This is a genomic window from Candidatus Pelagibacter sp. HIMB1495 (assembly GCF_052047955.1).
Taxonomy (GTDB): domain Bacteria; phylum Pseudomonadota; class Alphaproteobacteria; order Pelagibacterales; family Pelagibacteraceae; genus Pelagibacter.
This window is the reverse complement of sequence record NZ_JBNAIQ010000001.1, coordinates 289,143-304,668: the sequence shown is the minus strand read 5'-3', so window position 1 is coordinate 304,668 and position 15,526 is coordinate 289,143. Positions and strand designations below refer to the sequence as shown.

At 32.0% G+C, this 15,526-nt stretch carries 16 protein-coding genes; 2 read left to right on the top strand and 14 right to left on the bottom strand.

Going from position 1 to position 15,526, the window contains the following annotated elements:
- The 13 genes from sdhC to ffh are packed head-to-tail and all read right to left on the bottom strand — an operon-like array spanning nucleotide 1 to nucleotide 13,052.
- On the bottom strand, nucleotides 1-384 hold the full coding sequence (gene sdhC, locus ACTTAW_RS01635; protein ID WP_440650864.1) for a succinate dehydrogenase, cytochrome b556 subunit: 384 nt from the start codon (nucleotides 382-384) through the stop codon (nucleotides 1-3).
- Entirely contained in the window at nucleotides 374-1,381 is a 1,008-nt protein-coding gene (locus tag ACTTAW_RS01630; protein WP_440650863.1) for an aspartate-semialdehyde dehydrogenase, read from the bottom strand. Before ACTTAW_RS01630 ends, sdhC begins: the two co-directional genes overlap by 11 nt.
- 15 nt (nucleotides 1,382-1,396) lie before the next feature.
- The gene (locus ACTTAW_RS01625; protein WP_440650862.1) at nucleotides 1,397-2,506 is read right to left on the bottom strand and encodes a dimethylsulfoniopropionate demethylase; all 1,110 of its coding nucleotides are present in this window, start codon (nucleotides 2,504-2,506) and stop codon (nucleotides 1,397-1,399) included.
- Nucleotides 2,503-3,279: an alpha/beta fold hydrolase gene (locus tag ACTTAW_RS01620; protein WP_440650861.1), complete on the bottom strand. Its 777-nt coding sequence runs from the start codon at nucleotides 3,277-3,279 to the stop codon at nucleotides 2,503-2,505. The genes ACTTAW_RS01625 and ACTTAW_RS01620 overlap by 4 nt, the downstream gene beginning before the upstream one ends.
- An 8-nt stretch (nucleotides 3,280-3,287) precedes the next feature.
- Nucleotides 3,288-4,904 (bottom strand): acyl-CoA synthetase, encoded by a 1,617-nt coding sequence (locus ACTTAW_RS01615; protein WP_440650860.1) that lies wholly within the window; start codon nucleotides 4,902-4,904, stop codon nucleotides 3,288-3,290.
- Nucleotides 4,905-4,906: 2 nt separating this feature from the next.
- On the bottom strand, nucleotides 4,907-6,670 hold the full coding sequence (locus ACTTAW_RS01610; RefSeq protein WP_440650859.1) for an acyl-CoA dehydrogenase family protein: 1,764 nt from the start codon (nucleotides 6,668-6,670) through the stop codon (nucleotides 4,907-4,909).
- A 26-nt stretch (nucleotides 6,671-6,696) separates the two neighbouring features.
- Entirely contained in the window at nucleotides 6,697-7,803 is a 1,107-nt protein-coding gene (gene leuB / locus ACTTAW_RS01605; protein ID WP_440613683.1) for a 3-isopropylmalate dehydrogenase, read from the bottom strand.
- Complete coding sequence (gene leuD / locus ACTTAW_RS01600) at nucleotides 7,796-8,401, bottom strand: 3-isopropylmalate dehydratase small subunit (protein ID WP_440613682.1); 606 nt, start codon at nucleotides 8,399-8,401, stop codon at nucleotides 7,796-7,798. The genes leuB and leuD overlap by 8 nt, the downstream gene beginning before the upstream one ends.
- Nucleotides 8,402-9,805, bottom strand: coding sequence for a 3-isopropylmalate dehydratase large subunit (gene leuC, locus ACTTAW_RS01595; RefSeq protein ID WP_440650858.1), 1,404 nt, complete (start codon nucleotides 9,803-9,805; stop codon nucleotides 8,402-8,404).
- 11 nt (nucleotides 9,806-9,816) lie between these two features.
- Nucleotides 9,817-10,434, bottom strand: coding sequence for a 50S ribosomal protein L19 (gene rplS / locus ACTTAW_RS01590; protein WP_440650857.1), 618 nt, complete (start codon nucleotides 10,432-10,434; stop codon nucleotides 9,817-9,819).
- Nucleotides 10,435-10,450: 16 nt separating this feature from the next.
- Nucleotides 10,451-11,137, bottom strand: a complete 687-nt coding sequence (trmD, locus tag ACTTAW_RS01585; RefSeq protein ID WP_440650856.1) for a tRNA (guanosine(37)-N1)-methyltransferase TrmD — start codon at nucleotides 11,135-11,137, stop codon at nucleotides 10,451-10,453.
- A gap of 14 nt (nucleotides 11,138-11,151) precedes the next feature.
- On the bottom strand, nucleotides 11,152-11,676 hold the full coding sequence (gene rpsP / locus ACTTAW_RS01580; protein WP_440650855.1) for a 30S ribosomal protein S16: 525 nt from the start codon (nucleotides 11,674-11,676) through the stop codon (nucleotides 11,152-11,154).
- A 17-nt stretch (nucleotides 11,677-11,693) separates the two neighbouring features.
- Nucleotides 11,694-13,052, bottom strand: coding sequence for a signal recognition particle protein (gene ffh / locus ACTTAW_RS01575; RefSeq protein ID WP_440650854.1), 1,359 nt, complete (start codon nucleotides 13,050-13,052; stop codon nucleotides 11,694-11,696).
- Nucleotides 13,053-13,218: 166 nt separating this feature from the next.
- Between ffh and dapF the strand changes: the two genes are divergently transcribed.
- Both dapF and ftsY read left to right on the top strand, forming a co-directional pair.
- Nucleotides 13,219-14,043, top strand: coding sequence for a diaminopimelate epimerase (gene dapF / locus ACTTAW_RS01570; protein ID WP_440650853.1), 825 nt, complete (start codon nucleotides 13,219-13,221; stop codon nucleotides 14,041-14,043).
- Nucleotides 14,043-14,960, top strand: a complete 918-nt coding sequence (ftsY, locus tag ACTTAW_RS01565) for a signal recognition particle-docking protein FtsY (RefSeq protein ID WP_428078914.1) — start codon at nucleotides 14,043-14,045, stop codon at nucleotides 14,958-14,960. The genes dapF and ftsY overlap by 1 nt, the downstream gene beginning before the upstream one ends.
- Here ftsY and ACTTAW_RS01560 read toward each other — a convergent pair.
- Nucleotides 14,953-15,516, bottom strand: a complete 564-nt coding sequence (locus ACTTAW_RS01560) for a hypothetical protein (RefSeq protein WP_440613676.1) — start codon at nucleotides 15,514-15,516, stop codon at nucleotides 14,953-14,955. The genes ftsY and ACTTAW_RS01560 overlap by 8 nt on opposite strands.
- Between the last annotated feature and the right edge of the window lie 10 nt (nucleotides 15,517-15,526).

The following is a 15,526-nucleotide window of genomic DNA, read 5'->3' as shown; positions in this document are numbered from 1 at the left end:
TTAAAAAAAGTTTTTTCCAATTAAGTAAAATAAAATAGTTAAAATCAATGAACCAAAGATCACCATCAAACCTGTTAGACGAGTAGTCTTAAGTTCATAGCCATAACCCATATCCATTATTATATGTCGGATTTCACTAAGTATCTGAAAACTAAAAGACCACGCTAACCCTATTGCAACAAATTTTCCAAGAAATGAATTAAAAAAAAAGTTTATTAAATTATATTTTGGTTCTCCTAAAATTAGCCAAGAAACCCAGACGCAAACTAAAGTTATTGCTAAGATATTTATTATTCCAGTTATTCTATGAGAAATAGATACTAGTGAGGATATGTGCCATCTATAAATTTGTATATGAGGAGAAAGAGGTCTTTTACTTTCCATAAAAATTATTTTTTATTAATGTTTCAGCAATTTCAACTGCATTTAAAGCTGCACCTCTAAGTAAATTGTCTGAGACAATCCACATATTTAAGCAATTCTTTTTAGTCTTATCTTCTCTAATTCTTGAAATGAATGTCTCATCTTTTCCAGCCGCTTCAAGTGGTGTTGAATATCCACCATCTTGTCTCTCATCAATAACTTTACAGCCTTCCATTTTCTCAAGACATTCTTTAATTTGATCAATTGTAAATTCTTTTTCCAATTCTAAATTTACTGCTTCAGAATGAGAAACTAAAACTGGTACTCTTACACAAGTTGCTGATAATTCAATATTTTGATCTAGAATTTTTTTAGTCTCATTGGTCATTTTTAATTCCTCTTTTGTGTATCCGTCATCAGCAAATACATCGATATGTGGAATTAAATTAAATGAAATTTGTTTTGTAAAATTTTTTGATTCAATTGCTTTGTTTTCTAGTGCTAGCTTAGTCTGTTCTACTAATTCATCCATTGGTGCTTTACCACCACCAGATACTGACTGATATGTAGCTACAACTACTCTTTTTATTTTAAATAAATCATGGATTGGTTTTAATGGTAAGACTAATTGTGCAGTTGAGCAATTAGGATTAGCAATAATATTTTTTTTTATATTTTTTAAGTCATCTGCATTTACTTGAGGTACAATTAAAGGAACATCAGGGTCCATTCTATAAAAACTAGAATTATCTATTACAATGCTCTCGCTTGCTGCTTTTGAGGCATAAGCTTCTGAAATTTTTCCACCTGCTGCAAAAAAAGTAATTTTTGCTTTTGAAAAATCAAAAGTCTCTAAATTTTCAACTTCTATGTCTTTTCCTTTAAAATTAATTTTTGAACCCGCACTTCTTGCAGATGCAACTAAAAAAATTTCTGAAATAGGCAAATTTTTCCTCTCAAGTACTTCTAGTACTTTTCTTCCAACATTGCCCGTGGCTCCGACTATAGCTATATTCATGATGGAGTTGTTATACTAAATGAAAGGTAAATCGCAAACTTTTCCAGCGCAATTATGTCCATTTACAACAACTTTTACATTTTGCTCAGGATTCCAGTATCCTTTTTGCATCATAGCTATACCAATTACTTTTTTGAAGTGAGGTGAATAGCAAGCAGATCTTAATTCTCCAATTAGGTTGTTGTTTTCATCTGTCAAATGTAGAGAGCCTGTTACACTGATTTCATTAATATCAATTTTTATACCCATCAATTTTTTAGTAATTCCTTCTTCTTTTATTTTTATTAATTTTTCCTTACCCAAAAACTTTGCATCACTATCTAAGTTAACATACTTATCAAAACCACACTCAAACGGGTTATCATTGTTATCCATATCGTTTCCAAATGATAATAGAGCACTTTCAATTCTCTCTATTAAATTAGGGCATCCAGGCCTAACATTAAATTCTTTACCAGCTTCAAATAAATGATCATATAACTTTTGACCAGACTCAGTGTTTTGAACATAAATTTCATAACCACCTTGCTTAGACCAACCTGATTGTGCAATTAAATGGTCAACTCCTTCAAAATTAAAATAATCAAATCCAAAAAATTTCAATTTAGTTATTTTTTCTCCAAATACTTTTTCCATTAACTTAAATGATTTTGGACCTTGAACAGCCATAATGTCTACATTTGGTTCAAAGATTTTAACATCAAATTTATTTCCAATTGCTAATCCTTTTGCAAATAAACTTACATCAGAGTCTGCAATAGATATCCACCATTTCTCCTGACTTAATCTCAGCACAACAGGATCATTAATTAATCCACCCTGGTCATCTATAATAGGACAATAATAACATCTACCATCTTTAGATTTAGATAAGTCTCTACAAGTCATTAATTGAACTAATTTAGCTGAGTCTTTTCCTGAAATTTCAACTTGCCTCTCTGCTGCGACATCCCAAATTTGAACATGCTCTTTTAAGTGATGATAAGAATCTTCTACAGATCCAAACGCTGCTGGAAGCAACATATGATTATAGATTGTATAAGCTGTTACACCTTGTTTTTCTATTCTTGAAGTATATGGTGTACTTCTAAGTCTTCTAGATTTTGCTATCGAATAATTTTTCATTTATTTAAAAATTCTAAAACCTTGTCCCGCATTTCAAATGCTTTTTCAATCATAATCATATGTCCACATCCTTCGATTACATGAATAGTTGAATTTTTAATCAATTGAGAGAATTTTTTTCCAGATTCTAAATTAACCATTTTATCTAGAGAACCAAAAACAAACATTGATGGAACCTCGATAGACTCAGCTGCGGTTGAGCCATTTTTGTAATTATTACAAGCTATAAGATCTACAGCAAGTATTTCACTAATATCTTTTGGAGATTGAATAATTCTTTCCACTGGATTTCCACCTATAAATTTTTTTGAGCCTTCATATCCCCACTTCATCATTAACTTTACTGCATCAGAATCTCCATTTTCCGCAAGTTCAATCAAATCAGGATGAACAGGCATTTTGTTAGATCCACCTACAAAGACTATTTTTTTTAGTCTATCTTTGTATCTATGGGAATACTCAAGTATTTCTAAACATCCTTGTGAATGACCAACTAAAATTAAATTTTGAAGATCTAAGGCATCAAATATAAGTTCCAACCATTCTGCTATCTCCTCAATAGTTTTTAAACATGGCCCCTCGGAATTTCCATGTCCTGGTAAATCAATAGATAATACATTGAAATTATTATTTGAAAAAAATTGCTCACTTAATGACCAAACAATATGAGATAAGCCACTTCCATGAAGAAAAACAATGGTATCTTTGTTTTTATCTATACCTTTGCCATTGTCTGAAGCAAAAATACTTTTATTTTCGATTTCAAATATCAATTAAATTCCTAAACTTTTTTTCTCAGTTCAAACTTCTGTATTTTTCCAGTTGATGTCTTAGGTAGTTCGCAGAAAACGACCTTTTTGGGAACTTTAAATCCAGCCAAAGTTTCTTTGCAAAAATCAATTAATTCTTTTTCAGTGACAGGCTTATCTTGAACCATCTCGATGAAAGCACAAGGTACTTCTCCCCATTTTTCGTCTGGTTTAGCAACTACCGCTGCTATTGAAACTGAAGGATGTTTAGACAATGTATTTTCAATTTCTATTGATGAAATATTTTCTCCCCCTGAGATAATAATATCCTTCGATCTATCTTGGATTTTTACATATCCATCAGGAAACATAACTGCCAAGTCACCACTATGAAACCATCCATCTTTCATTGCTTTATCGGTAGCTTCTTTGTCTTTAAAGTAACCTTTCATTACTACGTTTCCTCTAATCATGATCTCACCGATAGTTTTTCCATCTTTAGGAACTTCTTTCATCGTTTCTGGATCTAAAACTGTTACTCCTTCTGTATTAGGATACCTTACTCCTTGTCTTGCTTTAATCTCATTTTGTTTATCTTCATCTAAATCATTCCATCCATCATTCCACGCACATTGTGTAACATGACCATATGTTTCTGTAAGACCGTAAACATGCATAACTTCAAATCCAAGAGATTTCATTTTTTTAAAAATAATACTTGGCGGAGGTGCTCCAGCAGTTAAGACATAAACTTTATGCTTTAATTTTTTTCTATCACTTTCTGGAGCTCCAGTTATCATATTTAAAACTATTGGTGCTCCTCCAAAATGAGTAATGTCATATTTATCAATAAGCTCAAAAATTTTCTTAACATCAATATTTCTTAAGCAAATTGTTCTTCCATTTAACATTGGAACTGTCCATGGATAGCACCAGCCATTACAATGAAACATAGGTACAACTGTTAAAAAGTTTAAACGATTAGGCATGTTCCAGGCAACAGTACTTCCCGTAGACATTAAGTACGCACCTCTATGATGGTAAACAACACCTTTAGGATTGCCAGTTGTACCTGAAGTATAACTTAAAGATATTGCCTGCCATTCATCATCAGGCATTTTCCAATCAAAATTTTCATCTCCAGTATTTAAAAAACTTTCGTATTCTAAATCTCCAATTTTTTCCAATTTCGATTGATCAGCATGTTTGTCGTTAATGTCTATAACAGTGATATTTTTATTTAAATTTTTTAAAGCTTTTTTTACTTCTACATGTAATTGTCTATCTACAACTAATACCTTCGCATCACTATGATTTAAAATATAATTAATTGTATTGGCATCTAATCTTATATTTATTGTGTTTAAAACTGCTCCTGTCATTGGAACTGAGTAGTGTGCCTCAAAAATTTCAGGAGTATTAAAAGCTAAAAAAGATACTGTGTCTCCTTTTTGAATACCAATTTTAGTAAGTGCACTGGCAAATTTTACTGCTCTTTTATAAACTTCATTCCAAGTATAGCTTCTATCCTCATAAACTATAGCCTCATAATCAGGATAAACATCTTTGGCTCTTTGTAAAAATGTTAGTGGTGTTAATGGAACATAATTTGCATTATTTCTATCCAGATTAATGTCGTAATGATTCATTATTAATTAAATTTAAATTTCATTATATTTGAGCTACCTGAAACTGCAGATTTATAATGATATTCTGCTCTTGGTAACACTTTTTCAAAGTAGAATGTAGCTGTATTAATTTTGTCTGAATAAAACTCTTTATTTTCTTCATAATCTTTAAAACTGATTTCTAAGATTTTTATCCATGAAAAAGCAATCGAAATATAACCAAGTGTTTTTAAATAGTCATTTGCAGCTGCAGAAACATCATCTTTTTCGATTTTACTTTTATCTACAATCCAACCAGTGAACTTTGATAAAATATCAAGATAATATGTAAGATCTTTTGTAAAAGATTTTACCTTTTCATGTTTGTTTTCACATTCAGATTTTATCATTTCTAAAAATTTAGAAATTACATCACCATTTCTATTTATTAATTTTCTAAATACTAAATCAGCAGCTTGAACTGAATTAGTTCCTTCGTATATCGGTGTAATTCTGTTATCTCTGTATAACTGTTCAATACCTTGGTCTTTAGTATAACCGTACCCTCCATGAATCTGCATAGCATCACTCGTAATCTCCATAGCTAAATCAGTAAATAAAGATTTAACTACAGGTGTCATCAAAGAAACATAATCAGAAGCTTCCTGTTTAATTTTTTCATCTGGATGATGAAGACTAACTTCAGTTTGTTGAGACAGCCAAAAGCATAAAGCTCTTTCTCCCTCAATTATTGATTTCATGTTTAATAAAGTTCTTCTTATGTCTGCATGGTCAATAATAAAATCTGCACCATTTGTAGATTTAGAATTATTAGTTTTTCCTTGTTTTCTCTCTTTTGCATAAGCAAGTGAATTTTGGTAAGCAATTTCTGAAATACCCAATCCCTGAATACCGACTACAATTCTCTCAAGATTCATCATGGTAAACATTGCATTTAAACCTTTGTCCTTAGGACCAATCATGTATCCTGTTGCATCATCAAAGTTTAAGACACAAGTTGCCGAACCTTTAATTCCCATTTTTGTTTCAATAGATCCTGTTGAAATACCATTTCTTTGTCCAACCGATCCATCTTGATTTACTAAAAACTTGGGTACTAAAAATAAACTTATTCCTTTTGTTCCAGGAGGAGAGTCGGTAGATCTTGCTAAGACTAAATGAACAATGTTTTCTGTTAAGTCATGATCACCTGATGTGATAAAAATTTTTTGGCCAGTTATTTTATAAGTTCCATCGGATTGACTAACTGCTTTTGTTTTAAGTAAACCTAAATCGGTACCACAAACAGGTTCTGTTAAGCACATCGTGCCACTCCATTTACCTTCTACAATTTTAGGTAAATATTTATCTTTTATTTCATCAGTAGCGTGATGATTAATACAATTGTATGCTCCAATACTTAATTCACTATAAAGTTTAAAAGATAAACTAGCTGAAGACAGCATTTCGTCAAAAAAAGCACTAACTGTTTTTGGCATTCCTTGACCACCATATTTTGGATCGCATGACAATGAAGTCCATCCATCCTCAATATATTTCTGATAAGCTTCTTTGTATCCTGGTGGTGTTCTAACTACACCATTTTCTAAAATTGCTGGATTTTCATCGCCTGCTTTAGCAAGTGGTAAAATTAAATTTTGATTAATTTTAGCTGCTTCTTCTAAAATATCTTTAACCAAATCTGAGCTAACTTCGTTATATCTTTCAAGATCATTATAATTTTTGTTATCTCTTAATTTTTCATAGAGAAACATCATATCTTTGACAGGTGCAGAATAACTTGGCATTTAAAAAGCTTAGAATACTTAGAGATTTATTGCAATTTTGAAATTATCGCATCGCCCATTTGCGAGGTAGATACTTCTTTCATGCCCTCAGAAAGGATATCTTTCGTTCTTAGACCGTCATTTAATACAGCTTGTACAGCATTTTCTAAAGCATCAGCTTCATTATCAAGATCTAAAGAATATCTTAAAGCCATTGCAAAACTTAATACTGTTGCGATTGGATTTGCTAGCCCTTTTCCTGCAATATCAGGAGCTGAACCATGTATAGGTTCATACATTGCTCTCATTTCACCATCTTTATTTTTTGCACCTAAAGATGCAGAAGGTAATAACCCTAAAGATCCTGTTAACATTGAAGCTTGATCTGAAAGCATATCACCAAATAAATTATCAGTAACAATTACATCAAATTGTTTTGGATTTCTAAGTAATTGCATTGCACAGTTATCTGCAAGCATGTGACTTAGCTCAACATCTTTGTATTCTTTTTCATGAAGTTCCTGAACTTCTTCTTTCCATAGTTGTCCAGCTTCCATCACATTAGATTTCTCACAAGAGGTAACTTTGTTTGATCTTTTTCTAGCAAGATCAAAAGCAACTCTTGCAACTCTAGTAATTTCACTAGTAGTATAAGTATGAGTGTTTATTCCTTTTCTTTCACCATTTTCTATTGGTTTAATACCTCTCGGTTCACCAAAATAAATTCCACCAGTTAATTCTCTTACAATCATTATATCTAAACCAGAAACCACTTCTGGTTTAAGTGTTGATGCGCCAACTAATTGTTCAAAACATATTGCAGGTCTCAAATTTGCAAATAATTTTAATTCTTTTCTTAATTTTAATAAAGCTCTCTCAGGTTTTTTTGAAAACTCAATATTATCCCACTTAGGTCCTCCTACTGCACCAAGCATGACAACTTCACTCTCTAAAGCTTTATAAAAAACTTCATCTGTTATTGGTGTACCGTGTTTATCGTAAGAACATCCACCAGCAAGATCTTCATCTATTTCAAAGTCTAAGGATTTTTTATCATTGAACCAGTTAATTATTTTTTTAACCTCTCCAATTACTTCAGGTCCAATACCATCTCCTGGTAATAATAGAATTTTTCTTTTTTTAACTTTAATCATTAAAAATCCAAGGTTTTTTATCTTTTAATTGATTTTCAAAATTTTCAATTTTGTCAGATTTTTTTAAAGAAAGAGCAATGTCGTCTAAACCTTCTAGCAAACATTTTTTCTTAAATGGATCTATTTCAAATTTAATTTCGTTGTTTCCATAAATAATTTTTTGATCATTTAAGTCTACAGAAATTTCCTCTTTTCTATTTGCGTATTCAGAAAGTTCTTTTATTTTTTCTTCTTCGAGAATTATTGGTAAAATTCCATTTTTAAAACAATTACTATAAAAAATATCTGCATAACTTGAACTAATCACACAAGTAATTCCAAAATCTAACAATGCCCATGGAGCATGCTCTCTTGATGAACCACACCCAAAATTGTTTCCTGCAATTAAAATTTTTGAGTTATTAAATGGTTCTTGATTTAATACAAAATCATTAATTTCTTTTCCATTATCGTCATATCTCATTTCAAAAAACAAATTTTTTCCAAGTCCAGTTCTTTTTATTGTTTTTAAAAATTGCTTAGGAATAATCATATCTGTATCGATATTTACGATTGGTAAATAAGCTGGAATACTTTTTAATGTATTAAATTTTTGCATTTAACTTTGATACTTTCTTACATCATCTAAATTACCAGAGATTGCAGCTGCAGCTGCCATCCCAGGGCTTACTAGATGCGTTCTACCGCCTCTTCCCTGTCTTCCTTCAAAGTTTCTGTTTGAAGTAGATGCGCATCTTTCCTCTGGTTTTAATTTATCTGCATTCATTGCTAAACACATAGAACAGCCTGGCTCTCTCCATTCAAATCCTGAATTTACAAATATTTTATCTAAACCTTCTTGCTCAGCTTGTTCTTTAACTAATCCTGACCCGGGAACTACAATAGCATTTACATGAGATGATATTTTTTTGTCCTTTAAGATTTTGGCAGCTTCCCTTAAATCTTCAATTCTTCCATTTGTACAGCTTCCGATAAATACTTTATCTATCTTGATATCAGTTGCTGCCATATCGGGTGCTAATCCCATATATTTTAGTGCTCTTTCAATTGAGTTCTTTTTATCCTCATCTTTTTCATTTTGAGGATTAGGTACTTTTCCATCAATTGTAATTACATCTTGAGGTGAAGTTCCCCAAGTAATCATCGGTAATATATCATTTGCATTAAGATTTATTTCTTTATCAAAACTTGCATCAGCATCAGTTTTTAAACTCTTCCAGTATTCCAGTGCCTTTTCCCAATTTTCTCCTTTTGGAGACATGGGTTTACCTTTTAAATATTCAAATATTTTTTCATCTGGAGCAATTAATCCAGCTCTTGCGCCACCCTCAATGGTCATATTGCAAATAGTCATTCTCTGTTCAACACTCAAAGATCTTATTAAATCTCCTGCATATTCAACTACACAACCTGTTCCACCTGCAGTACCAATCTTTCCAATGATTTGAAGTATTACATCTTTAGATGTTACTCCTAATGGAAGTGTTCCATTAACATTAATTCTAAAATTTTTTGCTTTCTTTTGAACGAGTGTTTGCGTTGCTAAAACATGTTCAACTTCAGATGTTCCAATACCAAAAGCTAATGATCCAAAAGCTCCATGAGTTGCAGTATGACTATCTCCACATACAATAACTGTTCCTGGTTGAGTAAAACCTTGTTCTGGTCCAATAATATGAACAATTCCTTGTCGTTTATCATCCATACCAAAGAGCTGCACACCAAATTCCTTACAATTTGATTCTAATGTATCAACTTGTATTTTCGATTCCTGGTCTGATATCCCTTTAGTTCTATCTGTCGTTGGAACATTATGGTCAGCAACAGCTAAAGTTAAATTAGGATGACGAACTTTTCTATTTGAATTTCTTAAACCTTCAAAAGCTTGTGGACTAGTAACTTCATGAATTAAGTGTCTATCGACAAACAATAAAGCTGTTCCATCTTCTTGTTGATCAACAAGATGATCGTTCCAAATTTTATCGTAAAGGGTAGTAGACATTGAAAAAAAAATTATTTTTTTTCTGAAGTACTTTCTGTTGATTGTTCAGTTGTAGCTTCCTCTGTTTTGGGCGCTTCTTCCTTTGGAGCTTCTGCTGCTGGGGCTGCTTCTGCTTTAGGAGCTTCTTCCTTTGGAGCTTCTGCTGCTGGGGCTGCTTCTGCTTTAGGAGCTTCTTCCTTTGGAGCTTCTTCCTTTGGAGCTTCTGTTGGTGGTGCTACATTTTCTTCAGTAACTGTTTCAGGTTTTGCATCAACATCAATACCAATTTTTTTTCTAATTTTTTCTGCAATCCTTGCTGATTTACCTGTTCTATCTCTTAGATAATATAATTTTGCTCTTCTTACTTTTCCTGATCTAATAACTTTGATTGAGTCAATTAGAGTTCCATAAAGTGGAAATGTTCTTTCAACACCTTCACCAAAAGAAATTTTTCTAACTGTGAAAGACGAGTTTAAATCTCTGCTTTTTTTTGCAATACAAACGCCTTCAAAATATTGAATTCTCTCTTTTTTTCCCTCTGTAATTCTAACACCTACTTTAACTACATCTCCAGGGTAGAATTCAGGTATCTTTTTTTCTGAAAGTATTTTTTTAACGTTATGTTGATTTATCTCTTCAATTGTTTTCATAGTTATATTTATCAAATTAATTCTTCTTATATTTTTCCCATAAATCTGGTCTTCGGACGCGTGTTATAGCCTCAGATTGAGATAAACGCCAGTGTTTAATTTTACTGTGATCTCCTGACAAAAGTACTTCTGGAACCGCTTTTTCCTCCCAAATTTGAGGTTTTGTGAACTGAGGATACTCTAATAATCCATTTTCAAAACTTTCGTTTACCGTAGAATTCTCATTCCCCAGAACACCGGGTAAAAGTCTCAAAATACTATCAATCACCACAAATGCTGCTGACTCTCCTCCTGATAAAATAAAGTCTCCAATACTAACTTCTTCTATATTTCTTGTACTTAACACCCTTTCATCAACTCCTTCGAAGTGTCCACAAATTATCGAAATCGATTTTTCCTTCGATAATTCTTTGGCATAATTTTGATCAAATTTTTTTCCTCTAGGAGATAAATATAATATTTTTTCTCCTTCATTTTTATTTTGATCTAATGATTTAGCTAATACATCTGCCTTCATCAACATACCAGAACCACCTCCATATGGAGTATCATCTACAGTTTTATGTTTATCCTCAGCAGCATCTCTAATGTTTACCACTTTTAAATTCCAAATATTTTTAGACATTGCTTTTCCATACAGACCTTTAGACAAAGGACCAGGAAAAATATCTGGATAAAGTGTAAACACTTGAGCTTGCCACATAGATTATCTTTAGTTTATTTTTTTTCCTCAGCTGGGGCTGCTTCTGCTTTAGGGACTTCTTCCTTTGGAGCCTCTGCTGCTGGAGCTGCTTCTGCTTTAGGAGCCTCTGCTGCTGGAGCTGCTTCTGCTTTAGGAGCCTCTGCTGCTGGAGCTGCTTCTGCTTTAGGAGCCTCTGCTGCTGGAGCTGCTTCTGCTGCTGGAGCTTTAGGAGCTTCTGCACCATCTTCCTCTTTTTTATTTCTTTCTTTTTTAGGAACAGCTTTATTTGGATTATTTCCAGCTGCTGGCATAGGGATTAAATCATTTTCACCTAAAATTCTTGCAACTCTTGTTGTTGGTTTAGCACCTTGACCTAGCCAATATTTAATTCTTTCAGCTTCAAGACCTACTCTTTCTTTTTTATCTTTAGGAAGTAGTGGGTTAAAAAAACCAACTTTTTCTATAAATCTTCCATCTCTTGGGAAACGACTGTCAGCTACAACAACTTTGTAAACTGGTCTCTTTTTAGAGCCTCCCCTTGATAATCTAAGTTTTAACATTTGTTCTCCTTATTTTATTATTTTAGTTTATTAAATAGCTCTGGTGGTATCCCTTGATCAGACATACCTTTCAGATTTCCTTTTGACATCTTTTTCATCATTTCAGACATCATTTTAAATTGCTTAAGCAATTTATTGATAGTGGCTGGATCTGTGCCAGAGCCATTAGCAATTCTTTTTTTTCTTGAACCATCAATTACTTTTGGATTCTCTCTCTCTTTTTTTGTCATTGATAAAATGATAGCTTCGTTTTTTGTTATAATACTTTCGTCAATCCCTGCTGAATCCATTTGAGATTTAATTTTAGATACTCCTGGCATAAAAGACATGATCCCCTCAATGCCTCCCATTTTTTTCATTTGTCTTAATTGAGAAAGGTAATCTTCCATAGAAAATTGACCCTTTTTTAAATTTTCTTCAGCTTTTTTAATGTTCTCTTCGCCTAAATCTTGAGCAGCTTTTTCTACAAGAGAAACAATGTCTCCCATTCCTAAAATTCTATTTGCTATTCTATCTGGATGAAATACCTCAAAATTTTCTATTTTTTCACCTATACCCAAAAATTTTATTGGAACATTTGATACATATTTCATACTCACGGCAGCTCCACCTCTGGCATCACCGTCAGCTCTAGTTAATATTATTCCAGATAAGTTAACTGTGTTTTTGAACTCTTTTGCAACTGAAGCAGCAACTTGACCTGTAAGAGAGTCCGCTACAAGAAAAGTTTCTGCTGGATTAATAATGCTCTCAATTTGTTTGATCTCGCTCATCATTTGTAAATCAATTTGAGTTCTCCCAGCTGTATCAAACAAAATTATATCTGCTCCATTTAGATTTGCTGCACTCATGGCTCTTTGGCAAATATCAGTTGGTTGTTGACCTTCAATAATTGGAAGTGTCAAAATATTATTCTGTTCACCTAAAGATCTAAGCTGTTCTTGTGCTGCTGGCCTATAAATGTCCAAACTGACCATCATCACTTTTTTCTTTTTATTATCTTCTAAATATTTAGCTAATTTTGCAGTAGAAGTTGTTTTACCCGAACCCTGCAAACCAACCATCATCATAGGAACTGGTGGTACAGCATTTAAATTTATGTCTGCATTGCTAGGACCTAGTAAGTTTACTAGCTCATCGTAGACAATTTTTACAACCATATCTCCAGGAGAAGTTGATCTTATGATTTCTTGTCCTAAAGCTTTAGGTTTTACGTTTTCAACAAATTCTTTTGCAACATCTAAAGAAACATCTGCCTCAAGCAATGCTTGCCTAATACTTCTCAAGCCCTCATCTACCTGAGCTTCATTCAGAGAGGGTGCTTTTTTTAAAGAAGAAAAAATTTCTTCAAATTTATTTGTTAAATTTTCAAACATATATTTTTTTGTTACGCATAGCAGTAACGCACTAGTGGGCGAACTCTCGCTGACTAGTGTCGATCTCTTTGTTTCCAAAGACACCGCAAAGTTAATGTTTTTGCGGAAACGGCAACAACCTATAATAGAGGTTCAAAAAGTCAATAAATAAGTTAAATATCTAATTATGAATATTAAAGCATTTAAAATGGACGGTTTAGGCAATGATTTTGTAATTATTGATAACAGAGAAAAAGTTACAAATCTTACCAAAGACCAAATAATTAAAATTTGTGACAGAAACTTTATAGGATGCGACCAACTTATATTAATTAATAAAGACCAAGATTACGATGCTTCAATAGAATTTTTTAACTCTGACGGTGGGATTTCTGGTGCATGTGGAAATGGTACAAGGTGTGTGGCTGAGCTATTAGGAAAAGAAAAAAATAAAGACACGATTATATTAACAACTTTATCTGGCCATTTAAAATCTCATATTTTAGGAGAAAAATTAGTATCTACTGAAATTGGTTTGGGCAGAACTAAATGGAATGAAATTCCTTTATCTCAAGAATTAGAAACAAAAAACTTAAATATTAAAATTGTTGATTCAAATAATAATGAATTTTTTGGAGGAACGGCCGTCAATGTGGGAAATCCTCATATAATTTTTTTTGTGGAAGACAACGAACAATTCAAAATAGAAAAAGTTGGCCCAGAAATAGAAAACCACAAACTGTTTCCAGAAAAATGTAATGTCACAATAGCCACAATAGTAAACAAAGAGTTAATAAAAGTAAAAGTTTGGGAAAGAGGAGCTGGTTTGACAAAAGCATGTGGAACTGCAGCTTGTGCTACTGCCTTTGCTGCTAAGCAGGCAGGACTTGCTAGCGATAAAGTTAACATCGAATTTTCTACTGGAAAATTGACGATATCTATAGATGAAAACGATAGTATCCACATGAAAGGTCCTGTTTCTGATATAAGAGAAATCGATATAGAAATTTAATGGGAATTTTCGAAAAATTTAAATCAGGGTTTAAAAAAAGTGCTTCAGCTTTTACATCGGGCCTAAGAGATATAGTTGTCAAAAAAGAAATTGATGACAAAACTTTAGACAGAATTGAAGATTATTTAATTCAATCAGATGTTGGGGTAGCTTCTGCCTCAGAAATTAGAGAAATAATCTCAAAAACAAAAATAGATCCAAACAAAGATTTAACTGCTGAGATAAATAATATTCTTAAAGACTACATTATCTCAGTTATGAAACCTCTAGAAAATAATGAATTTTTTAAAAATAAAGAAAAACTTAATGCCATTTTAGTTTCTGGAGTTAACGGCGTTGGTAAAACAACAACTATTGGGAAAATTAGTAAAATATTAAAAGAAAATGGCAATAAAGTTATGTTGGCAGCATCAGATACATTTAGAGCTGCTGCTATAGAGCAATTAGAAAATTGGGCAAAAAAAATTAATGTTGAAATTACAAAATCTTCACAAGGATCTGATCCTGCATCTGTAGCCTATAAGGCAATAGAAACTTCTATATCAAACAATTTTAATCAAGTTTTAATTGATACTGCTGGAAGACTGCAAAATAAAAAAAACCTAATGGAAGAATATAAAAAAATAGCAAACGTTACAAAAAAAATAGATGAAAGTGCACCTCATGATGTGATTTTAGTTTTAGATGCAACTTCAGGTCAAAACGTTTTAAATCAAGTTGAAGAATTTAATAAAATTATCCCAATTACAGGCTTAGTGATGACAAAATTAGATGGAACAGCTAAGGGAGGAATACTTCTGGCTGTAGCCAAAAAGTATAAAATACCAATTATTGCACTTGGTTTAGGTGAAAAGGAAGATGATCTGCAAATTTTTGAAGCTGAAAAATTTGCTGATGCTTTTACACAAATTACTTAATTAGATTACTAGATATTAAAGGTTTATAGAAACTACATCTGTAATTATCCTTAAATTTGTAGTGTCCGCAGTCCTTTGCAATAGAGGAAATAATGAAATCAAACTTTCCATTAGTTGGATATAAATCTAATTTCTTTTCAACAATATCGTATTTGAAATTTACTTTTAAACTTTTAACAGCACTAATCATTACCAATGTTTTGTTATCCTTTAATAGATAATAAGCAAAATCATCTGGAAAAACTGGAAAATTATATTCCTTTAAAAAATTTTTTGCTTTTCTTGGAAACCATTCATAAGAAATCAATGGTGATGATACTTCTGTTTTATAATCATATATATAAAGATCTTTAGGGTAATCATTGATGTAATTACTTACTTCCCCTTTTGCTAATATAGCCTTTTCTCTTGGTTTAAAATACAAAGCAAAATTTTCATCATGCGAGTTCATTTGATCAATAAAAAATAAATTTTCAATTGAAGACAAATTTTCTTTAGAAAAAGAAGTTCCTGAAATAAGAAAAGTCAAAAAAATATAAATGAATAATTTCTTCATGATTAGAAAT